Origin of the sequence: Microcella daejeonensis, from assembly GCF_026625045.1 — a bacterium.
Classification (GTDB): domain Bacteria; phylum Actinomycetota; class Actinomycetes; order Actinomycetales; family Microbacteriaceae; genus Microcella; species Microcella daejeonensis.
The window spans coordinates 2,008,879-2,028,748 of record NZ_CP113089.1; the positions used below are offsets into that span (position 1 = coordinate 2,008,879).

General features: G+C 72.3%; 21 protein-coding genes. 11 read left to right on the forward strand and 10 right to left on the reverse strand.

The window, feature by feature from the left end; translation table 11 throughout:
- The first annotated feature begins 28 nt into the window (after positions 1-28).
- From OVN18_RS09775 to OVN18_RS09785, 3 genes are read left to right on the forward strand one after another with little or no spacing between them, the layout of a single operon-like run.
- Complete coding sequence (locus tag OVN18_RS09775) at positions 29-865, forward strand: ADP-dependent NAD(P)H-hydrate dehydratase (protein ID WP_267780569.1); 837 nt, start codon at positions 29-31, stop codon at positions 863-865.
- Positions 866-909: 44 nt separating this feature from the next.
- A complete protein-coding gene (locus tag OVN18_RS09780) occupies positions 910-2,241 on the forward strand; it encodes a glycosyltransferase 87 family protein (RefSeq protein WP_267780570.1) in 1,332 nt (443 codons plus the stop codon).
- Complete coding sequence (locus tag OVN18_RS09785) at positions 2,238-2,555, forward strand: thiamine-binding protein (protein WP_267780573.1); 318 nt, start codon at positions 2,238-2,240, stop codon at positions 2,553-2,555. The genes OVN18_RS09780 and OVN18_RS09785 overlap by 4 nt, the downstream gene beginning before the upstream one ends.
- A 13-nt stretch (positions 2,556-2,568) precedes the next feature.
- Here OVN18_RS09785 and OVN18_RS09790 read toward each other — a convergent pair whose 3' ends face one another.
- A complete protein-coding gene (locus OVN18_RS09790) occupies positions 2,569-3,408 on the reverse strand; it encodes a hypothetical protein (RefSeq protein ID WP_267780576.1) in 840 nt (279 codons plus the stop codon).
- 101 nt (positions 3,409-3,509) lie between these two features.
- Complete coding sequence (locus OVN18_RS09795) at positions 3,510-4,517, reverse strand: aldo/keto reductase (protein ID WP_267780578.1); 1,008 nt, start codon at positions 4,515-4,517, stop codon at positions 3,510-3,512.
- Between the two features lie 139 nt (positions 4,518-4,656).
- On the opposite strand from OVN18_RS09795, the gene OVN18_RS09800 reads away from it, so the two are divergent.
- Positions 4,657-4,869 (forward strand): methyltransferase, encoded by a 213-nt coding sequence (locus OVN18_RS09800; RefSeq protein ID WP_267780580.1) that lies wholly within the window; start codon positions 4,657-4,659, stop codon positions 4,867-4,869.
- Positions 4,870-4,898: 29 nt separating this feature from the next.
- On the opposite strand, the gene OVN18_RS09805 is transcribed toward OVN18_RS09800, so the two are convergent.
- A complete protein-coding gene (locus OVN18_RS09805; RefSeq protein WP_267736842.1) occupies positions 4,899-5,570 on the reverse strand; it encodes a DUF4386 domain-containing protein in 672 nt (223 codons plus the stop codon).
- 127 nt (positions 5,571-5,697) lie between these two features.
- Between OVN18_RS09805 and OVN18_RS09810 the strand changes: the two genes are divergently transcribed.
- Both OVN18_RS09810 and OVN18_RS09815 read left to right on the forward strand, forming a co-directional pair.
- Positions 5,698-6,402, forward strand: a complete 705-nt coding sequence (locus OVN18_RS09810) for a TetR/AcrR family transcriptional regulator (RefSeq protein ID WP_267780582.1) — start codon at positions 5,698-5,700, stop codon at positions 6,400-6,402.
- Positions 6,403-6,598: 196 nt separating this feature from the next.
- Entirely contained in the window at positions 6,599-7,069 is a 471-nt protein-coding gene (locus OVN18_RS09815) for a single-stranded DNA-binding protein (RefSeq protein WP_267780585.1), read from the forward strand.
- A 10-nt stretch (positions 7,070-7,079) separates the two neighbouring features.
- On the opposite strand, the gene OVN18_RS09820 is transcribed toward OVN18_RS09815, so the two are convergent.
- Genes OVN18_RS09820 through OVN18_RS09835 form a run of 4 tightly spaced genes read right to left on the reverse strand, consistent with a single transcriptional unit; the run spans position 7,080 to position 12,325 of the window.
- On the reverse strand, positions 7,080-7,736 hold the full coding sequence (locus OVN18_RS09820; protein WP_267736847.1) for a response regulator: 657 nt from the start codon (positions 7,734-7,736) through the stop codon (positions 7,080-7,082).
- Between the two features lie 40 nt (positions 7,737-7,776).
- Complete coding sequence (locus OVN18_RS09825) at positions 7,777-10,497, reverse strand: hybrid sensor histidine kinase/response regulator (protein WP_267780587.1); 2,721 nt, start codon at positions 10,495-10,497, stop codon at positions 7,777-7,779.
- Positions 10,497-10,886 carry a response regulator gene (locus tag OVN18_RS09830; RefSeq protein ID WP_267780589.1) on the reverse strand — a complete coding sequence of 130 codons (390 nt, stop codon included), beginning with the start codon at positions 10,884-10,886 and terminating at the stop codon, positions 10,497-10,499. Before OVN18_RS09830 ends, OVN18_RS09825 begins: the two co-directional genes overlap by 1 nt.
- 44 nt (positions 10,887-10,930) lie before the next feature.
- Positions 10,931-12,325, reverse strand: a complete 1,395-nt coding sequence (locus tag OVN18_RS09835; RefSeq protein ID WP_267780592.1) for a hypothetical protein — start codon at positions 12,323-12,325, stop codon at positions 10,931-10,933.
- Between the two features lie 370 nt (positions 12,326-12,695).
- On the opposite strand from OVN18_RS09835, the gene ettA reads away from it, so the two are divergent.
- The 3 genes from ettA to OVN18_RS09850 all read left to right on the forward strand — a co-directional run bounded on the left by ettA (position 12,696) and on the right by OVN18_RS09850 (position 16,554).
- Positions 12,696-14,378: an energy-dependent translational throttle protein EttA gene (gene ettA, locus OVN18_RS09840; RefSeq protein ID WP_267736853.1), complete on the forward strand. Its 1,683-nt coding sequence runs from the start codon at positions 12,696-12,698 to the stop codon at positions 14,376-14,378.
- Between the two features lie 10 nt (positions 14,379-14,388).
- Positions 14,389-14,850: an acyl-CoA thioesterase gene (locus OVN18_RS09845; RefSeq protein ID WP_267780594.1), complete on the forward strand. Its 462-nt coding sequence runs from the start codon at positions 14,389-14,391 to the stop codon at positions 14,848-14,850.
- Positions 14,851-14,994: 144 nt separating this feature from the next.
- Positions 14,995-16,554 carry a purine-cytosine permease family protein gene (locus OVN18_RS09850; RefSeq protein WP_267780596.1) on the forward strand — a complete coding sequence of 520 codons (1,560 nt, stop codon included), beginning with the start codon at positions 14,995-14,997 and terminating at the stop codon, positions 16,552-16,554.
- A gap of 76 nt (positions 16,555-16,630) precedes the next feature.
- Here OVN18_RS09850 and ykgO read toward each other — a convergent pair whose 3' ends face one another.
- A complete protein-coding gene (gene ykgO / locus OVN18_RS09855) occupies positions 16,631-16,753 on the reverse strand; it encodes a type B 50S ribosomal protein L36 (protein ID WP_267736857.1) in 123 nt (40 codons plus the stop codon).
- An 80-nt stretch (positions 16,754-16,833) separates the two neighbouring features.
- Between ykgO and OVN18_RS09860 the strand changes: the two genes are divergently transcribed.
- Positions 16,834-17,793 (forward strand): GTP-binding protein, encoded by a 960-nt coding sequence (locus OVN18_RS09860; protein WP_267780599.1) that lies wholly within the window; start codon positions 16,834-16,836, stop codon positions 17,791-17,793.
- A 25-nt stretch (positions 17,794-17,818) separates the two neighbouring features.
- On the opposite strand, the gene OVN18_RS09865 is transcribed toward OVN18_RS09860, so the two are convergent.
- Both OVN18_RS09865 and OVN18_RS09870 read right to left on the reverse strand, forming a co-directional pair.
- Positions 17,819-18,253: a DUF1003 domain-containing protein gene (locus tag OVN18_RS09865; RefSeq protein WP_267780601.1), complete on the reverse strand. Its 435-nt coding sequence runs from the start codon at positions 18,251-18,253 to the stop codon at positions 17,819-17,821.
- A gap of 27 nt (positions 18,254-18,280) precedes the next feature.
- Complete coding sequence (locus tag OVN18_RS09870; RefSeq protein WP_267782997.1) at positions 18,281-19,132, reverse strand: acyl-CoA thioesterase; 852 nt, start codon at positions 19,130-19,132, stop codon at positions 18,281-18,283.
- Positions 19,133-19,184: 52 nt separating this feature from the next.
- Here OVN18_RS09870 and OVN18_RS09875 point away from each other — a divergent pair, with 52 nt between their 5' ends.
- Positions 19,185-19,862: a hypothetical protein gene (locus tag OVN18_RS09875; RefSeq protein ID WP_267736860.1), complete on the forward strand. Its 678-nt coding sequence runs from the start codon at positions 19,185-19,187 to the stop codon at positions 19,860-19,862.
- The last annotated feature ends 8 nt before the right edge of the window (positions 19,863-19,870 follow it).

The window sequence follows — 19,870 nt, forward strand, 5'->3', positions numbered from 1 at the left end:
GGGCGATGAGCGCGGCTAGGGTGACCGCGTGACCTCCCCGCCGCTCATGACCGCCGCCGACGCCGCCCGCTGGATCGCGGTGCCGACCGCGGCCAGCCACAAGTACACCCGCGGCGTGCTCGGCGTCGTCACGGGGTCGTCGCCGTACCCCGGTGCGGCCGTGCTCGGGGTCGAGGCGGCGCTGCGCACGGGCGTCGGGATGCTGCGCTACCTCGGCGACGCGCGCCCGAGCGATCTCGTGCTGCAGCGCCGACCCGAGACCGTGACCGTGCCGGGGCGCGTGCAGGCCTGGCTGCTCGGCAGCGGCATGGGGCCGGCCGCCGATCGCGATGGCGCGGCCCGTGATCGTCTCGCCCTCGCCGTCGATTCGGGATGCCCGCTCGTGCTCGATGCGGGCGCCCTCGACCTCGTCGACACCGCCTCGGCGCCGCGCGTGCTCACCCCGCACGCGGGCGAGCTCGCCGCCCTGCTCGGCGCGTCGCGCGCCGAGGTCGAGCAGCACCCCCTCGCCAGCGCCCGGGCGGCCGCGGAGCGGCACGGCGCCACCGTGCTGCTCAAGGGCAGCACGAGCATCGCCGTCGAGCCCGGCGGCCGCGCGCGGGCGGCCCGCTCGGCCCCCGCCTGGCTCGCGACGGCCGGCGCGGGTGACGCGCTGGCCGGCATTCTCGGCGCGCTCGTCGCGACGCACGCCGAGCAGGTGCGGGCCGAGCCCGCCGTGCTCGTCGATCTCGCGGCCGCCGCCGCGGTGCTGCACGGCCTCGCCGCCGAGGCGGCCTCGGCCGGCGGTCCGTTCACGGTGCTCGACCTGTGCGCGCAGCTGGGCCCCACCATCGCGCGGCTGCTGCGAGAGCATCCCACTCCCTGACCGGCCCGCACGGCCCGCCCCCGCGTTGGCGGTAGCCTGTGCGCGTGACCCGCCCGCTGCCCCTGCTGCGCGCCGCCGCGCACAGCCCGCTCGCGCTGTGGACCGCCTTCGCGCTCGTGCACGCTTGGCTCTGGGGGCTCAACCTCACGGCCCCCGGGTTCCCGCTCGGCGACGTCGACTTCGCCTACCTGCCGTGGGTCGAGCAGGGGCTCATCGGCGGCCGCTGGCTCGGCATCGACGCCGGCTGGGTGTACCCCTACGTCGCGCTCGCGCCCATGCTCGCGGCGTACGTCGGCGGCGCCGCGCTCTACAGCGAGAGCTGGCTGGCGCTCGTGACCCTGCTGAACGCCGCCGCCCTGGTGTGCCTCACCGGGGTCGGCCGCCGAGTGCGGCACGCCCTGCCCGCCTGGTGGTGGATGCTCTTCCTGCTGCTGCTCGGCCCCATCGCGTTCGGCCGCATCGACTCGATCACCGCACCCCTCGCGGTCGCCGCCGTTGCCCTGCTCGCCCGCCGACCTCGGATCGCCGCGGGCCTTCTCGCCCTCGGCGCCTGGATCAAGATCTGGCCGGGAGCACTGCTGCTGGCGGCCGCCATCGCCTCGCGGCACCGCGCCGCCGTGATCGGCACCGCGGCCGCCTTCTCGGCCCTCGTCATCGCCCTCGGGCTCGCCCTCGGCGGCACGACGGCTCTGCTGACCCCCATCACCGAGCAGACCGGTCGCGGCCTGCAGATCGAGTCGGCGATCGCCACCGCCTGGCTCTGGGCCGCCGCGGCGGGGGAGTGGGGCGCGCGCGTCTACTACGACGACCCCCTGCTGACCTTCCAGGTCGCCGGATCGGGGGTCGACGCGGCCGCGGCCGCCATGACGCCGCTGCTCGCCGTGGGCGTCGGCGTGCTCGTTCTGCTCGCCGTCGTCGCGCAGCGTCGGGGCGCCGACCCCGAGCTGCTGCTGCCGGTGCTCGCGCTCGCGCTCGTCGCCGCGCTCGTGCTGCTCAACAAGGTGGGGTCGCCGCAGTTCGGCACGTGGCTCGCCGCGCCGATTGCGCTGGGGCTCCTCGCCCAACGGCGCGGGGGCGTGCATATGGCCGTGCCCGCCTGCCTCGCGCTCGCGATCGCCGCGCTCACGCAGGCGATCTACCCGGTGCTCTACGGGCGGCTGCTCGCCCTGGAGCCCGTGATGCTGCTCGTGATCACCCTGCGCAACGCGCTCTGGGCGGTGCTGCTCGGCTGGGCGGTGGTGCAGCTCGTGCGGCTCGTGCGCGGATCCGGCTCGGCGGGCGCGGGGGAGCGGGTCGGGGACTCCGCGCAGGACGAGCGCTCGGCTGAGCGTGGCAGGCTGGGGGTCCCGTCCGTCGAGCAGGGAGCATCCCCATGATCGTCGCCTTCTCCGTCGCCCCCTCGGGCGGCACCTCGAGCGATTCGGTTCACGACGCCGTCGCGGCTGCCGTGCGCGTCGTGCGCGGATCCGGCCTGCCGCATCGCACCTCGTCGATGTTCACCGAGATCGAGGGGGAGTGGGATGAGGTGATGGCGGTCGTGCGCGCCGCCACGGAGGCGGTGGGCGCCTACGGCTCGCGGGTCTCGCTCGTGCTCAAGGCCGACATCCGCCCCGGGCGCACCGGCGAGCTCGACGGAAAGCTGGAGCGGCTCGAGGCGGCCATCGCCGAGCAGGAGTCGTCGGCGCCGTAGCGCGCGATTGCGATCAGCGCTGCTCGTCGGAGTCGAACGGGGCGACGCGGTCGCGCACGTCGCTCGCCGCGACCGGGCGCGGGGCCTCGGTGCCCGCCTCGTCGTCGGACTGCCGCGGCGGTACGACGTAGGCCTGCGTCGGGGTCGCCTCCGCCGGGCTCGCCGCAGCCGAGCCGCCCATGACGGCGGGGGCGGAGGCGGGAGCGGGGGTCGCGGATGCGGGGCTCGCCGCGGGAACGATGGCCGGCGCGGCGGCCGGAGCCGCCGACGGGCCGCCCACCGCGGCGCTCTCGCGCTCGCTCGTGCGCGACGACTCCCAGCGGGCCTGCTCGGCCAGCAGCGCCTGCTCGTCGGCGTCGGTCTCGTACTTCCAGCGGTCGATGTCGGCGCCGAACAGCTTCTTGGCGCTGCGGGGCTTCTCGCTCCAGGCGATGAGGCGGTCGCGGTACTCGGCGAGCGTCTGCTGCGCCTGGAACGAGAACCCGGCGGAGTTGCGCTTCATGTCCTCGAGCTGGTGGGCCGCCCAGGAGGCGGCGAGGGATGCTCCCGCGACGGGCAGCAGACGGATGCGCGTCTCGGCCTCGCCGATGAGGTGGTCGACCTGCACGCGCTCGACGGTGCTGAGCCCGTTCCACCCCGCGGCCTTGCGGCCGGCGAGCACGAGGGCCTGCACCGCGGCGGTCAGGGCGTCGCGGTTGTACTGCGCGATGACCCGCCGAGTCGAGCCGCGGCCGATGGCGCCGCCGATGAAGCCGGCCACGATGATCGCCAGGAACGGGATGATCGCGCCGAACAGCACGCGCTCGCCCTCGTCGGATGCCAGCCAGTCGATGATGTCATTCCCCCATTGCATGGCTGCAGGCTAGCGGCCGCAGTGCGACGGGGATGCGCGCCACACGGGTGGCGGGCATCCCCGTCGAGCGGTCGTGACCGCCGGCTCCGGTGCTCCGGGGACTAGCGGCGGGATCCGGTGCCGTGCACCGCGTGCGGCTCGATCGCCGCGATCTCGTCGGCCGTGAGCGCCTCGCCGTTCAGGGCGTCGAGGCTGTTGTCGAGCTGGCGCACGCTGCTCGCGCCGATGAGCGCGCTCGTGACCTGCGGCTGGCGCAGCACCCACAGCAGCGCCAGCTGCGCGAGCGACTGACCGCGGGCGGCGGCGATCTCGTTGAGCGCGCGCGCTCGGTGAAGGTAGGTCTCGTCGATGTTGTCCTCGCTGATCCAGCGACCCTCGGCCGCCCGCGACCCCTCGGGCACGCCGTCGAGGTACCGGTCGGTGAGAAGGCCCTGGGCGAGGGGGGAGAAGACGATGCTGCCGATGCCGGTCTCGGTGAGGGCATCCAGCAGGCCCTTCTCGGGCGTGCGCTCGAACATGTTGTACTTCGGCTGGTGGATGAGCAGGGGCACGCCCATCTCGCCGAGGATGCGGTGGGCCTCGCGCGTCTCGTCGGGCCCGTAGTTCGAGATGCCCGCGTAGAGCGCGCGCCCGCTCGTGACCGCCGTCGCGAGCGCGCCCATGGTCTCCTCGAGCGGGGTGTCGGGGTCGAAGCGGTGCGAGTAGAAGATGTCGACGTAGTCGAGCTGCAGGCGCGTCAGGCTCTGATCGAGAGAGGAGAGCATGTACTTGCGCGAGCCCCACTCGCCGTAAGGGCCCGGCCACATGCCGTACCCGGCCTTGCTCGAGATGATGAGCTCGTCGCGGTACGGCAGCAGGTCCTGGTGCAGGACGCGCCCGAAGTTCTCCTCGGCGCTGCCCTCGGGCGGGCCGTAGTTGTTGGCCAGGTCGAAGTGCGTCACGCCGCGGTCGAAGGCGCGGCGCAGGATCGCGCGCTGGGTCTCGAGCGGTCGGTCGCCGCCGAAGTTGTTCCAGAGGCCGAGCGAGATGCGGGGCAGCTTCAGGCCGCTGCGGCCCACGCGGGCGTACTCGAGGCGGTCGTAACGGGCGGGGTCGGCGTCGTAAGGCATGACATCAGGCTAGAGCGGCGGACCGACGCGGGCGAGCATGATCCGGGATGCTCCGCTCTCCTCCCTCGACAGCGGAGCCGGGGCGGCGTAGCGTCGGGCCCGCGCCCGTCCGACCTCGGACGGGGGAAGGAGCTCGATGATGAGCATGTCCACGACCGCGCACCAGACCTGGGTCGCTCTCGGCCCCGCCGGAGCAGCAGGCTCCATCCACCGGCACGGAGACCGCTTCAGCGTCCGGCTCCGCTCCGGCTCGGAGGAGCGGGGGCCGTTCGACTCCCTCGAGGTCGCGAAGCAGGCGCTGCACGCGGCACTCGGTCCGGGCGCCGATCGGCCGGAGTTCCGCGAGCACTAGGCGCTCCTGCCCCGGATCCCGCCCCGTGATCAGTCGACGATCGCGACCGGGGGCTTCGCGCCGGTCTGCTCGGCGGGCGCGGCGCCCTGCTGCCGCACGCCCTTGACGACGAGCCACAGCCCGAGGGAGAGCTCCCATGCGGCGATGGGCAGTGCCGCGACCGCGCCGATGGGGGAGACCTGCGTCCATGCGCCGAGCACGACGCCGTACGACGACAGCAGCAGCAGGGGTGCTCCGACGAGTCCGATGATCGGGATGATCCGCGGGACGAGTCGCCCTCGCAGCATCACCGAGCCGAGCAGCAGGGCGTTGATGGAGGACATGAAGGCGGGCCCGAGGAGGAATGCGGCTTCGTGGAGCTCCTCCAGAACGGGTGCGCCGACGGCATCCGGACCGAGGTCGATGAGCGCCATGAGGGCCAGCGCGCCGACGAGGATCATCCCGGCCTCGACGGTGCGGGAGGCGACGAATCCGAGAGCGAGCGGTTCGCTGACCCTCCGAGCGATCGGGAAGAGGGCGACGGCCGTGCCGACGCAGGTGAAGGCGAGCGTGATCTCGAGCACCGCGCTCCAGGCAGCGAGCTGCGGTTCGGCCTCCCCGGCGAGGAGCGGCGTCTTCAGCGCGAGAGCGGGGAACGAGGTAACGAATGTGCCGAGGTAGAGGATGCCCGCCCAGAGGGCGAGTCGACGGGTGGGGGTCATGCGCGGGTCCTGTCGGGTCGGTCGGCCGCTCGATGGTTCCGCGGCGGGATCGGAAGGTGGTGTACGGCGTACACTCCGGTGCTCCGGACAATACCGATACGGTGTACACCATGTCAAGGACCGGCGGATGGTGACCTCGCGGGAGGGCGGCGCGGCACGGGAGCCGCTCGATCGCGATCGCGTGCTCGCGGAGGCCGTCGCCCTCGCCGACGACGAGGGGATCGACGGCGTCAGCATGCGCCGGCTCTCCGGTCGCCTGGGCGTCGTGCCCATGGCCCTCTACAAGCACGTCGCGGACAAGGACGATCTGCTCGCCGGCATGATCGACCGCGTCATCGCGGGCTACGCCTCCGCACCGGGGGAGATGGACTGGTCGCGCGCCGTCCGCGCGCGGATTCTCGCCGCCCGCGCCGCGCTCCTCGAGCATCCATGGCTGCGCCCCGCCATCGAGGGCGCGGTGCATCGCACTCCTGCGGTGCTCGGCCACATGGATGCTCTCGCCGGGGAGCTCGCCCGCGGAGGGCTCTCCTACGACCTCGTGCATCACGCGATGCACGCGCTCGGTCACCGCATCTGGGGCTTCACCCCCGAGGCGTTCTCCGGCGCCTCGTCGGCCTCGATGGAGGGGATGCCGGCGCCATCGACTCCGGAGGAGCGCGCGCTGCTCGAGGGCATGGCGGCGCGGTTCCCGCATATCGCCGCGATCGCCGCGGATGCCGCCATGCGCAACCCCGGCGGCGCGTGCGACGAGCAGGAGGAGTTCGAGTTCACGCTCGATCTGCTCCTGGACTCCTTCGCGAGACTGCACGCCTCGGGATGGCGGTCGCGCTGAGCCCAGCGCGCCGCCCCTCCCCACCCCGCGGTCCCGGCTCGATCTGCACCTCCGGCCTCCGGTCGGGAGCGGGTGCCGCGGCCTGATCGCATACTCCTGCGCGGGGTGCCGGGCGTGATTCCGGCACGAACCGCTCGGCGCCCCTCCCATCAATTCGGGCATCCGGACGGATGCCCCCATCGCAGGAGGAGACGCCATGTCCGACACCATCACGCTCACCGGCCTGGTGGCCACGAGCCCCCGCCACATCGTCACGACCGAGGGGCTCGCGATCACCTCGTTCCGCCTCGCCTCGAACCAGCGCCGCTTCGATCGCACGGAGGGCAAGTGGCTCGACGGCGACACCAACTGGTACACCGTCACCGCCTTCCGCCAGCTCGGCACCCACGTCGCGAGCTCGGTGCAGAAGGGCGACCGCGTGCTCGTGACCGGGCGGGTGCGCATCCGCGACTGGACGAGCGAGGAGAAGAGCGGCACGAGCATCGAGATCGACGCCGAGGCCATCGGTCACGACCTCACCTGGGGCCGCGCCACCTTCACCCTCAGCGTCGTCGGTGCGCGTCGCCCCCAGGAGGGTGCGGCCGAGGTCGAGAGCGACGGGCAGACCGACGACGAGGCGAGGGCCGACGCCGATGCGGCCTTCGCGGTCGGCGCGACCCCCTTCTGATCGACGGGCGCTACGGCGCCGTGCGCCGCACGCGGATCCCGCCCCGCTGCCAGAGCGTGACGGCCGCGACGCGCGGGTTCGCGCTCTCGCCCGTATCCAGACCTAGCGCCGCGAACAGGCGGGTGAGCATCGTCTCGACCGCCCGCACGGTCGTCCCGCGATGCTCGGCGAGCGCTCGCGTCGACGCACCGGCGGCGAGCATGCGCAGCACCTCGGCCTGCGCGGCCGTCACGGTCGGCACATCGTCGGCGCTCTCGAGCCGCTCGTCCGGCTGGCCGCTGATCGCCCGGTGCACGGCGGTCGCGAGATCCTCGACGCCCGAGAGCTGCGACTTCACGAGGTAGACGACCGAGGCGGGGATCGCCTGCGGATTGGGGACGGCCAGTTCGGGGGAGCGGTGGGAGGTGAGGACGACCAGGCCGATCCACGGGAAATCGCGGGCGACGCGATCCAGGAGGTCGGCCCCGGAGGCCGTCGTGCCGAAGTTGAGGTCGGTCACGAGGGCGTGCGGGTCGAGATCGGTCACGGCGGCGTAGGCGGCATCCACGCTCGTCGCGGACGTCACGGCGAAGCCTTGGGACTCGAGGCCGCCGGCGACGAGCGAGACGGTGAAGGCGTCGTCGTCCGCGACGACGACGCGGAGCGCCTTGGTCGTCTGATCGGTCATGCCGTCCTCCTCCGGTCGTCGCGAATCCGCTCGACCCCTCTCATCCTGGCTGCCCGTCCGCCTCCGAACGGGAGGCGGACGGCGTGGCGCGGGCCTCGGCCGCCTCATCGAGAACCCGGCGAAGCGTCCGCAGCAGAGTGGTGGTGGTGTACGGCTTGGCGAGGAAGGCGGAGATGCCCATCCCCGGCGCCTCGTCGCGATCCACGTGCGTGGCGAGCCCGCTCGAAGCGATGATCGGGATGCGGGGGTGGTGCTCCTCCAGATAGGCGCTGGTCTCCGCACCGTCCATGACGGGCATCATCATGTCGGTCAGCACGGCGTCGACGGCGTGCTCGGCGCTCTCGACGAGGGCGATGCCCTCGGCGCCGTCCGCCGCCGTGAGAACGCGGTACCCGCTGGTCGACAGGGCATGCGCGACCGTGGTGCGGATGCTCGCATCGTCATCGATGACGAGGACGAGCTCGCCCGCACCGGGGGGCTGAGGCTGCTCGGCATCCGTCCGCTCCGGGTCCTCGACCGCGCCCGCCTCGGGCACGGGCAGCAGCAGCTCGACCCGCGTGCCCCGGCCCGGCGCGCTGTCCACGCGGATGAGGCCGCCGTGGCTCCGCATGATCGACAGCGAGGTCGCGAGACCGAGCCCCGTCCCGCTGCCGAGGGGCTTCGTCGTGAAGAACGGCTCGAACACCTTCTCGGCGACCTCGGCGGTCATCCCCGTCCCCGTGTCCTCCACGGCGATGACCACGCTCGCGCCGAGCGGCGGCGAGCCCGCCCCCTCGCCGGGAGCCCCATCGACGGTCGAGGCTCGCACCCGCAGCGCTCCGCCCCCCGGCATCGCGTCCCGTGCGTTCGTGACGAGGTTGGTGAGCACCTGAAGGAGCTGCGTGCTGTCGCCGATCGGCGCCGACGAGGGCGGGATGGGCTCGACCTCGACCGTGAGCTCGACATCCGACGGGAGCAGATCGCGCGCGACGATGCGCAGCTCGTCGAGCAGCGAGTCCACCGCGATGCGCTCGCGCCGTCCGTCGACACCGCGGGCGAAGGCGAGCACCTTGCTGATCATGTCCGCCCCTCGACGGGCGGCCGTCTCCATCGTCGTGAGCAGCTCGCGCCGTGCCGGATCCTGCTCGCCCTGCCCGAGCAGCTGGACGGCCATGAGGATGGGCGTGAGCACGTTGTTGAGGTCGTGGGAGATGCCGCCGGCGAGCGTGCCGAGGCTCTCGAGTCGACGCGCGCGCAGGCGCGCCTCCTCGTCCTGCCGCCACCGGGTGACATCCGATCCGAGCGTGAACACGCCGCGAGGAGCCCCATCGGCATCCCGCAGCAGCTGCCACCGGCTGTCGACGATGATGGAGCGACCGTCGCGCGTGGTCTCGTTCAGCTCCTCGCTCCAGTACCCGTCGCGGAGCGTCGCCGTCATCGCCGCCTCGTACTCGCCCGGGCGGGCGACCACGAGCTCGTCGATGCGGCGTCCCTGAGCCTCCTCCGCCGTCCACCCGTAGAGCTGGGCGGCCGCCGTGTTCCAGTACTGGACGACGCCGTCGAGGCTCCGGACGACGACCGCGTCGCGGGAGGCGTCGAGCAGGGCCGCCTGCTCGGCGATCCGCTGCTGCGCGGCATCCGCCCGGCGCCGCATGCGCTCCTCCTCGGTCGCATCCCGCGCGTACAGCACGAGGCCTCCCGGTGTCGGATGGAGGGTGCAGTCGAGCCAGATGCCCATCCGATCCGAGCGCACCCGCACGCTCGTCCGCACGCTCTCCTCGATGGAGCGCTGGAACGCTCGGTCGAAGCTCGAGCCGATCGCCTCCGGGAACACCGACCAGATCGAGATGCCGAGCAGCTCGACCGCGGCCCTGCCCACCATCTGAGCGGCGCGGGTGTTGACGTAGCCGATCCGCCCGTCGCCGTCGAGGAACACCAGCCCGTCCCCGAAGGCGTTCAGCGTCTCGTCGAGCCGCTGCTCGACCGCCGCGCGCCGTGCTCGCTCGGCCGCCGACTCGGTCACGTCCCAGATCGCGCCGCGCGCGCTCACCACCCGCCCCTGATCGTCGAGCACGGGCTCGCCGAGCACGCGGACGACGAGGGGTCTGCCGGTGGCCGTCTGCGCGGTGATCTCGATCTCGAAGGGATCCGCGCGGGTGAAGAGCGCCTCCAGGGCGGCGCGGATCCGCTCGCCCTCGTGCTCCGCGTGCACGCGGATGGACTCCTCGAGGAGGGCCGGGACGTCGTCCTCGACGTCCAGGATCCGGCGTGCTTCGGGCGAGAGCGTGAGCTCGGAGGAGCCGGCGCGCAGCGCCCACCCGCCGAAGCGGGCGAGCCGACCGGCGATCGCCAGCAGCATCGCGCCCTCCGTCCGTCCCTGATCGCGGTTCTGCGCCGAGGGGAGATCGGTCGTCGCGCAGAGCACGGCCCGCATGCCGCGAGAGTCGGAGAGAGGCATGTAGGTGATCTCGAGGTCCAGCCAGTGACCGGACGTCGCGGTGTGAGGCATGCGGAACCGTTGCAGCTCACCGGCCAGCGCACGATCCAGGTGCTCGTGCAGCAGCGCTCGGTTCTCGAAGGGCACCCAGCTGTCGAAGGGGCGGCCCACGGCCGTCTGCGATTCCTCCGCGATGAGACGCAGGGCGGAGGCGTTGATGGCGAGGATGCGTCCGTCCACCCCGATGAGGCAGTGCGGTTCATGGTGCTCCCCGAGCAGCCGCACGAAGGCCGTCTCCAGACCGTCATCCCGGTGTCCCGGGGCGCGCGCGGTCGACGGAGGCATCAGTGCTCCGGCTGCGGTGCCGCGCTCAGGAGCGCGGCGACCCTGGCGTGGAGCTCGTCCAGCTCGATCGGCTTTCGGGCGAGGCCTGCGACTCGCGCGAGCACCGCCGCGTCGGGGCGGTCGTCCCCGCTGAGGAGGAGGACGGCCGGCATCGGTCGACGCGCGGCGAGCGCGTCGAGGCTGTCGTGCACCGTGCCGCCCGGCATATTGATGTCGAGGATCGCGATGGCGATCGGCACCTGCGCATCGACCTCGGCCACCGAGGCGGCATCGAAGGCCTCGACCACGGTGTGCCCGTGGGCGACGAGCGCCATCCGCAGCACCGCGCGCACGAGCGCGTCATCGTCAGCGACGAGGATCGCGGCGGTGCGGCCCGGAAGGGGTGCCATGGCCTCAGTGTAGGCACGCGCCCGCCCGTCGAGGCTCGGCATCGTCACACCTCGGGTGCGGAGACGGAGGAGCCCGAGGAGGCCGGGCGCGAGATGAGCATCCCGAGATCGGAGGAGGCGGCGGAGAGGTGATCCAGCACCCGCTCGGCGATCGCGGCGACCTCGCCGGGTTCCGCGTCCGGTCCGGCGTGGAAGTTGAGCGCCATGACGCACGCGGCCAGGCGGCCCTGCACTGGTCCGTGCATGATCTGCGCCAGACGCTCGCGCTCCTGCGCGACGACGGCGAGGTACCGCACCTCGAGCGCCTCGAGCTCGCGACCGCGGTAGGCGCGCACCGACTCCGCCGCATCGTTGGCGTTCGAGACGGCGATCGCCGACCGGATCATCACGTTGCCGCCGCCCAGGCTGAAGGCGAGCAGCGGGGCGAGCTGCAGCCCGTTGCTGGTGATCGAATCGATGCCGCTCGTCAGCATGACGAGGAGCGCGATCACGACCGAGACCACGCCGCCGGCGAGCGTCGCCATGTAGGCCGGGACCCCGGGGATCGGCCAGCGCTCGAGCGCGGCCGGGATCGCGCCGAGGGCGAGGACGGCCGCCGCCGTCGCGACGAGGAGCTCGATCGTCGAGGGCGCCCCGTACGCGGCAGCGGCCGGGGGCAGGAGCAGAGCGAGCGTCGAGAGCCCGATGAGCAGAGCGGTCGACCACGGCCGGTCCGGCCGGAGGTCGACGACGCGGCTGAGGCGAGGGGGGCGGGGAGCGACGGCCTCCTCGTGCTCGGGGAGGCTTCCGACGGAGTCGACGACCGTCAGCACCCGGTCGTGCACCTGCGAGATGCGCAGGCTCATCTCGGCCGCTGCGGCCCCCGACATGCTGTGCCGCGTCGCCGCGAGCGTCGTCTGCAGAGCGTCGAGCACCGGGACGACCGTCTCGCTCAACGAGGAGACCAGGTAGGCGCGGGTCGTCTCGCTCGTCCGCAGCTCGCGATCGCGGAGCGCCCGCAACCGCTGCTCGATGACGTCGAGCTCGCCGAGGGTGGCGCGGCGCTTCATGATGACCGCGATCGCGTACACGGTCACGGGCACCCAGGCGGCGCTCGTGAGGCTCCAGCTCAGCAGGCGGAAGAGCAGCTCGGGGTCGCGCCCGCCCGCGGCGACCGCCACGGCGGCGCCCGTCACGCTGCGCCCGATGGCGGCGAGCAGCCACAGCCCGGCGATGACGGGCACGGGCAGCACCGGGTGGCGACGGCGGATGAGCGCGCCGCCGCCCACGACGACGGCGCCGTCGACGAGGTGCTGGGCCAATGCCGAGAGCAGAACCCACGCGGGTGTCGGGGTGCCGGGCTCGAGCTCCTGCAGCACGACGAGCATCGAGGCGGCGGGGAGCATGAGCAGCCAGACCACCGGATGTGTCGCCCAGCGACCGCCGAGTGCCTCGCTCACGCTCATCTTGCTCCGTCGCCCGTCGCCGTGCCCGATCCGCGTCGCATCCCGGACCGGGGGCACTCATGCTCGCACAGCGCGGAGGAGATGATCCGTGGTCGCCGCTCCCGGCTCACCCGAATGAGCCGGGAGCAGCAGACCCGTGATCCGGTGGAGCCGACCCGACCCGAACGGGTCGGCTCCACCGATTCGACCGCGGCTCCAGGCCCCCCGGCCCCTTCCCGCGTCGTTGACGATCAGAGTGCCCCACCCGTGCGGGCCCCGCAAACGGTCTGACGCGGCGGCATTCGCTATTCGAACGGCCGTCGGCCTGACCCACGGCACCTCTGACACGGCCGATCGGCTCGCTCGTGCTCCCTACACTGGGGGCATGGCCGAATTCATCTACTCCATGGTCCGCGCCCGCAAGGCGGTCGGCGACAAGCTGATCCTCGACGACGTCACCATGTCCTTCCTCCCGGGCGCCAAGATCGGCATGGTCGGCCCGAACGGCGCCGGCAAGTCGACGATCATCAAGATCATGGCCGGGCTCGACACCCCCTCGAACGGCGAGGCGCGGCTGAGCCCCGGCTACACCGTCGGGATCCTCATGCAGGAGCCCGAGCTCGACGAGTCGAAGACGGTGCTGGAGAACGTGCAGGACGGCGTGCGCGCGCTGCACGACAAGCTCGCCCGCTTCAATGAGATCTCGCTCGCGATGGCCGACCCCGACGCCGACTTCGACGCGCTCCTGGCGGAGATGGGCACCCTGCAGGAGGAGATCGATGCGGCGAACGGCTGGGATCTCGACTCCCAGCTCGAGCAGGCGATGGATGCTCTGCGCTGCCCGCCCGGCGACGAGATGATCACCCACCTCTCCGGCGGCGAGAAGCGCCGCGTGGCGCTCTGCAAGCTCCTGCTCGAGAAGCCGGATCTGCTCCTGCTCGACGAGCCCACCAACCACCTCGACGCCGAGAGCGTGCTCTGGCTCGAGCAGCACCTGCAGAAGTACCCCGGCGCCGTGATCGCCATCACGCACGACCGGTACTTCCTCGACCACGTCGCCGAGTGGATCGCCGAGGTCGATCGCGGCCGCCTCTACCCCTACGAGGGCAACTACTCGACCTACCTCGAGAAGAAGGCCGCGCGCCTGGAGGTGCAGGGCAAGAAGGATGCGAAGCTCGCCAAGCGCCTCGCCGGCGAGCTCGAATGGGTGCGCAGCAACGCGAAGGGCCGCCAGGCCAAGTCGAAGGCGCGCCTGGCCCGCTACGAGGAGATGGCCTCGGAGGCGGAGAAGACGCGCAAGCTCGACTTCGAGGAGATCGTCATCCCCGTGGGCCCGCGCCTCGGCGCGCAGGTGATCGAGGCGACGAAGCTGCACAAGGGCTTCGGCGACCGCGTGCTCATCGACGGCCTCAGCTTCACGCTGCCCCGCAACGGCATCGTCGGCATCATCGGCCCGAACGGCGTCGGCAAGACCACGCTCTTCAAGACGATCGTCGGCCTCGAGAAGCTCGATGCGGGCACGCTCAAGATCGGTGAGACGGTCGACATCTCGTACGTCGACCAGAGCCGCGGCGGCATCGACCCGAACAAGACGCTGTGGGAGGTGGTGAGCGATGGCCTCGACTACATCCAGGTCGGCAAGACCGAGATCCCGAGCCGCGCGTACGTCTCGCAGTTCGGCTTCAAGGGCCCCGACCAGCAGAAGAAGGCCGGCGTGCTCTCGGGCGGTGAGCGCAACCGGCTGAATCTCGCGCTCACCCTCAAGCAGGGCGGCAACCTGCTGCTGCTCGACGAGCCGACGAACGACCTCGACGTCGAGACGCTCGGCAGCCTCGAGAACGCGCTGCTCGAGTACCCCGGCTGCGCGGTGGTCATCACGCACGACCGGTGGTTCCTCGACCGCATCGCCACGCACATCCTGGCCTACGAGGGCACGGAGGAGAACCCGAGCTACTGGCACTGGTTCGAGGGCAACTTCGAGGCCTACGAGGCGAACAAGATCGAGCGCCTCGGCGCCGACGCGGCGAAGCCCCACCGCTCGACCTACCGCAAGCTGACGCGCGACTAGGGCGCCGGCGATGACGCGCGTCCACGTGCCCATCGCGCTGCGCTGGAGCGATCTCGATGCGTACGGGCACGTCAACAACGCCCGAATGCTCACGCTGCTCGAGGAGGCGCGCATCGAGGTCTTCTGGCCGGGGCGCAGCGCTCTCGCCGAGCCGCTGCCGGAGCTGCACATGGATGACGGCACGCTCAGCCTCATCGCCCGGCAGGAGGTCGAGTACCTCCTGCCGGTTCCGCACCTGCGCGATCCGCTCGACATCCAGCTCTGGCTCGGCGCCATCGGAGGGGCCAGCCTCGAGGTCTGCTACGAGGTGCACGGCCCGGCCGGCACCGAGGACGACGTGCTGTACGCGTGCGCCGCGACGACGATCGTGATGGTGGATGCCGCATCCGGCCGTCCCCGTCGCATCAGCGCGCGCGAGCGCGCGCTGTGGCTGCCCTTCCACGAGCCGCCGCTCGAGTTCCGACGCCGCTGAGGCTCGAGTACCGACGCGCCCGATGCCGGTCGCGTCCTCCTCAGCGTGTCGGACCGGGTGCATGTGAGACACCAAATGTTGCCCCACAGGGTGCAACCGGTCTAGAGTCGCGTCATTCGTCCGCCTCCCCAGCGAAGGATCGCAATGACCGACAACAGAGTGGTTGTCCTCTCCGACGACACGGCCCTCAATGCCCGCCCGCGCGCGACCGAGGTCGAGCAGCGCGGGATCGACACGATCCCCGACGCCGATCGCACCTCGACCTGGATCGATCTCATGCGCATCCAGTTCGGCGGCGCCAACACCTTCGCCACCGTGCTGCTCGGCACCTTCCCGATCGCGCTTGGGCTGTCGTTCTGGCAGGCCGTCGCCGCGGTCGTGCTCGGCCTCGGCGTGGGCATCCTGTTCCTCATGCCCATGGGGCTCTTCGGTCCGCGCACGGGCACGAACAACGCCGTCTCCTCGGGCGCCTTCTTCGGCGTGCGCGGTCGCGTCGTCGGCTCGTTCCTGTCGCTGCTGACGGCGATCGCCTTCTACTCGATCTCGGTCTGGGTGGGCGGCGACGCGCTCGTCGGCGGGCTCAGCCGCCTGTTCGGCGTGCCCGACTCGATCGGGCTGCGCACGGTCATCTACGGCCTCATCGGCCTCATCGTGATCGTCGTCGTGGTGTTCGGCTACCAGTTCATGCTGCTCATCAACAAGACGGCGGCGATCGCCAACACGATCCTGTTCCTGCTCGCGATCGTCGCCTTCGCGACCGTGTTCGACCCGGGCTACGACCCGGGGCCCGATGCCCTCGCCCTCGGCGCCTTCTGGCCGACCTTCATCCTCTCGGCGCTCATCGTCATGTCGAACCCGATCTCGTTCGGCGCCTTCCTCGGCGACTGGTCGCGCTACATCCCCGCCGCGACGCCCAAGCGGCGCATCCTCGCCGCCACCGCGCTCGGCCAGGGGCTCACGCTCATCCCGTTCCTCTTCGGGGTCGCCACGGCGACGCTCGTCGCGGGCGAGATCGACTACGTGTTCGAGCTCATCCAGGCCGCGCCGCTCTGGTACGCGGTGCTCCTCATGGTCGTCGCCTTCATCGGCGGGCTCTCGACGGGCTCGACCTCGCTCTACGGAACGGGCCTCGACTTCTCGTCCGTGTTCCCGCGCTTCACCCGCGTCACGGCGACGATCTCGATCGGCGTCGCAGCGTTCCTGTTCATCCTCCTCGGCCGCCTGTTCTTCGACCTGCTGGCGGCGGTCAACGCCTTCGTCGGCGCCATCGTCGTGACGACGACCCCGTGGATGATCATCATGGCCATCGGCTTCATCGTGCGCCGCGGGGCCTTCGACCGCCGCGATCTGCAGGTCTTCAACCGCGGTGAGACGGGCGGCCGCTACTGGTTCAGCGCCGGTGTGAACTGGCGCGGCATGGTCGCCTGGATCGGCTCGGCCGTGCTCGGGCTGACGTTCGCCAACTACCCGCCGATCATCGTCGGCCCCTTCACGAACGTCGCGGGCGGCGCCGACATCAGCCTGCTCGTCGCGATCGTCTCGGCGGCGGTGCTGTACCTCGGCGCGCTGTTCCTGTTCCCCGAGCCGAAGCACGTCTTCCCCGCCGAGGGGCCGCGTCTCGTCCCCGAGAAGGATGCGCCGATGACGCCCGTCGCGGCCGATCCGGCGTCGAGCGCCGCGAGGGCGCACGCCCGGCGCGGCTGAGGCCCGTAGAGGGCTGGTCGCCGCCCCGTCCCCGTGGATGCGCCATCGGCGCACCGGGGCGGGGCGGCGCGCGTCGTCACCCCTGGCGAGCTTTCATGCGCGGGTTCTGCTTGTTGATGACGAACACGCGGCCGCGCCGACGCACGATCTGCGCTCCGGGGATTCGCTTCAGGGATTTGAGCGAGTTGCGGACCTTCATGGATCCTCCTTATTGAGTATGGTTATCAACAAGGTAGACCATCGAATGGGAAGTGCATCATGCGGAGCGAGCAGGAGAGGGTGCGCGTCACCCTTGTGACCGGATCGGACGCGGTGCTGCGACGGCGGATGCAGGCCGTCATCGCGGATGAGCGATGGACGGTCGGTGATGCAGGACCGGGAACGGCCGATTCGCTGGCCGCCGCCGTCTCCGCCGCCGCCCGCGCCGGGCTCAACGGTGCCCTCGCGCTCTCCCTCCATCCTTCTCTCGACCCGCTGGAGACCGCGCTGGTGCTGCAGCAGCACTGGGCGATGGAGCATCCCGCTGCCCGAGTCCGACTGAGCGACGTCGTCACCGTCGCGCACGCTCGTGAGCTGCGGGTCCTTCTCCACGAGGGCGGCGCTCACGACCTCGACGCTCCCGAGGCGACCGCCCAGCGGATCGAGGCGGCGACCGCGATCGTCGTGGCCGGCGGCGACGACCCCCGACTGCGGCACCTCGTCCGCGCCCTCAATCCCCGATCGCCCGTGCTCGATGAGCGCGGCCTCGACCGGTCTCGCTATCGCGGCATCCTGCGGGCGCCCGTCGACGACCTCGGACGGTGCCAGGGGTGGATGCTCGCCCTCCGCGGCGCGCTGCTGTCGGGCCCGGCGGTCGACGTCGTGGTGTTCCGTGATCCGCGCCCATTCCATCCCTACCGGCTCGCCGAGGTCGTGGAGCGCGGGCTCGCGCCGTCCAGGGTCGGCACGATCTGGCGCTCCCGAGGCCTCGTGCGACTCGCCAGCAGGGTCGAGCGCGTCGGATCGTGGTGCACGGCGGGGGAGGTCCTGCGGCTCGACCCGACGACGATGACGTCCGACGACCCAGAGGCGCCGGCCGGCCAAGAACTCGTGCTCATGGGGTCGGGCCTGCGACGCGCGGCGATCGTCGACGCCCTCGGTTCGGCGCTGCTGACCCCCGGCGAGCTGCTGGAGGGGCCGATGGCATGGGCGGGGTACGCCGATCCGTTCCCGGTATGGCAGTCGGCGCACGGTCACTGACGCGCGCCGTCCGCCGACCTCGCCGTCAGCGCGGCCGGCCGCGCTCCAGGCGGTCGACGATCGTCCGCAGCTCGGCGAGCATCTCGCTCTGCGCGCGGTTGATCGACAGCACCGCCTCGATGTCGGCCTTCGCGGCGAGGTTCGTGTCGAAGTCGTGCTGGGCGAGCGCCGCGGCGATCGCATCCTGCCGCTTCGCGGCGATGAGCAGGATGGCCCCCTGCAGGCCGGCGAGCATGCTGAGGAACAGGTTCAGCAGGATGAAGGGGTACGGGTCCCACGCGGCCCCGAACTCGTTCACGGCCGCCCACAGCACCATGAACAGCAGGAACCCGCCGACGAAGGGCCAGCTGCCCATCGAGTTGCGCAGGGTGTCGGCGGCGCGCTCGCCCCGGGTGAGGCGCTCGGTGCTCTTCTCGTGCCAGGTGCGGGGAGGGGTGCGGCGGGAGCTCTGAGGCGTCATGGCCCGAGAGTACGCGCGCCGTGCGGCTCAGTCGTCGAGCGGGACGCGCACCATGCCCTCCTGCGCCACGCTCGCGACGAGCATCCCGTCGCGGGTGAAGATGCGGCCGAGCGAGAGGCCGCGCCCGCCGATGGCGTTGGGCGACTCCTGCACGTAGCAGAGCCAGTCGTCGACGCGGGCGTGGCGGTGCCACCACATGGCGTGGTCGAGGCTCGCCATCTTCAGGCCCGGCGTGATCCAGCTCTTGCCGTGGCGGCGCAGGATGGGCTCGAGGATGGAGTAGTCGCTCGCGTAGGCGAGGGCGGCCCGGTGCAGCTCCGGGTCGTCGGGCAGGGCATCCAGCGCCCGGAACCAGACCGCCTGGTGCGCCGTGCGCTCCTCGGCGCTGCGGAAGTAGATCGGGTCGGGTGCGTGCCGCAGGTCGAAGGGGCGCTCCTGCGCCCAGAAGCGGGCGACCGGGTGGTCGATGGGCGCGAGCACCTCGGCCGCGCTCGGCAGATCCTCCGGCTGCGGGATCCCCTCGGGCATCGTCGCCTGGTGGTCGAGCCCGGGGTCGTCGTCCTGGAAGGAGGCGATCATCGAGAGGATCGGCACGCCCTTCTGGAACGCCTGCGTGCGCCGCGTGGAGAACGAGCGCCCGTCGTGGATGCGGTCGACCGAGAAGGTGATCGGCTCGGCGACGTCGCCCGGGCGCAGGAAGTAGCCGTGCATGGAGTGGATGGCGCGCTCGCCCTCGACCGTGCGGCTCGCGGCGAGCACCGACTGCGCCATGACCTGGCCGCCGAAGACCCGGCCCTGGGGCATCCACTGGCTGGGCGCGGTGAACACGTCCTCCGTGGTGCGGGCGCCGGTGTCGGCGAGGGAGAGGGCCTGCAGCATGCCCGCGACGGGGTCGGGAGTGGAGTCGGTCACGCCCGTAGTCTAGGGAGCGATGCCTTCGACCCTGCTGCTGCCCGACCGCGCCACCGCGCAGGATCTGGCCACCTTCCTCGCCCGCGCCGCCCGCCTCGACCCGGGCGGCGCCGTGCGCCTGCAGGCCGGCGGGGGAGTGCTCGCCGTCTCCGCCGCCGTCGTGCACCCGCAGGGCCTGCTCGACCGCAGCCCGACCGTCCTCGGGCTCCGCAGCCTCGCGCTCGTCGACGGCGCCGTCGACGCGGTGGTCGCGATCGCCGAGCTCGCCTCGGCGCTGCAGGGCGCGATGGGGGCGGGGGATGCCCCGGCCGAGCCCGGCGCCCCCGTCGAGCTGCGCGTTCCCGACCCGGTGCGCTCCGTGGTCTGGGCCGCGATCACGCCGCCCCGCTCGGGCTGGCAGCGGATGGCCCCGCTCGAGCCCGCCCCGCTCGCCGCCGCCGCGCGCGCCGGCATCGAGGAGGTCGCCGCCGCCGTCCCCGGCGCTCTGGGCGCCGACCTCGTGCACCGCGTGCGCCGCGAGGTGTGGGGGCGCGCACTGCCCGGCCACGATCACATCCCGGCCGGGGCGGCCTTCGCGCTCGAGAGCCTCGGCTTCCTCGGCGACGACCCCGTGCAGCAGTTCGCCTCGGGGGCGTGGCTGCGCTTCTCGACCCGGCGCGGGCACGTGCTCGTCAAGCAGGTCGTCGGCGCTCTCTGAGCCGAGGC

Bases quoted from the DNA above. Each gene is read 5' to 3' on its own strand.
- OVN18_RS09810 (WP_267780582.1), top strand. From the start codon at position 5,698: ATGGTGACCTCGCGGGAGGGCGGCGCGGCACGGGAGCCGCTCGATCGC.
- OVN18_RS09830 (WP_267780589.1), bottom strand. From the start codon at position 10,886: ATGGCACCCCTTCCGGGCCGCACCGCCGCGATCCTCGTCGCTGACGAT.
- ykgO (WP_267736857.1), bottom strand. From the start codon at position 16,753: ATGAAGGTCCGCAACTCGCTCAAATCCCTGAAGCGAATCCCCGGAGCG.
- OVN18_RS09800 (WP_267780580.1), top strand. From the start codon at position 4,657: ATGAGCATGTCCACGACCGCGCACCAGACCTGGGTCGCTCTCGGCCCC.
- OVN18_RS09870 (WP_267782997.1), bottom strand. From the start codon at position 19,132: ATGCTGCAGGCCCTCTCCCTCGCCGACACCGGCGCCCGCACCACGGAG.
- OVN18_RS09815 (WP_267780585.1), top strand. From the start codon at position 6,599: ATGTCCGACACCATCACGCTCACCGGCCTGGTGGCCACGAGCCCCCGC.
- OVN18_RS09845 (WP_267780594.1), top strand. From the start codon at position 14,389: ATGACGCGCGTCCACGTGCCCATCGCGCTGCGCTGGAGCGATCTCGAT.
- OVN18_RS09795 (WP_267780578.1), bottom strand. From the start codon at position 4,517: ATGCCTTACGACGCCGACCCCGCCCGTTACGACCGCCTCGAGTACGCC.
- OVN18_RS09875 (WP_267736860.1), top strand. From the start codon at position 19,185: ATGCCTTCGACCCTGCTGCTGCCCGACCGCGCCACCGCGCAGGATCTG.
- OVN18_RS09785 (WP_267780573.1), top strand. From the start codon at position 2,238: ATGATCGTCGCCTTCTCCGTCGCCCCCTCGGGCGGCACCTCGAGCGAT.
- OVN18_RS09820 (WP_267736847.1), bottom strand. From the start codon at position 7,736: ATGACCGATCAGACGACCAAGGCGCTCCGCGTCGTCGTCGCGGACGAC.
- ettA (WP_267736853.1), top strand. From the start codon at position 12,696: ATGGCCGAATTCATCTACTCCATGGTCCGCGCCCGCAAGGCGGTCGGC.
- OVN18_RS09865 (WP_267780601.1), bottom strand. From the start codon at position 18,253: ATGACGCCTCAGAGCTCCCGCCGCACCCCTCCCCGCACCTGGCACGAG.
- OVN18_RS09825 (WP_267780587.1), bottom strand. From the start codon at position 10,497: ATGCCTCCGTCGACCGCGCGCGCCCCGGGACACCGGGATGACGGTCTG.
- OVN18_RS09850 (WP_267780596.1), top strand. From the start codon at position 14,995: ATGACCGACAACAGAGTGGTTGTCCTCTCCGACGACACGGCCCTCAAT.
- OVN18_RS09790 (WP_267780576.1), bottom strand. From the start codon at position 3,408: ATGCAATGGGGGAATGACATCATCGACTGGCTGGCATCCGACGAGGGC.
- OVN18_RS09805 (WP_267736842.1), bottom strand. From the start codon at position 5,570: ATGACCCCCACCCGTCGACTCGCCCTCTGGGCGGGCATCCTCTACCTC.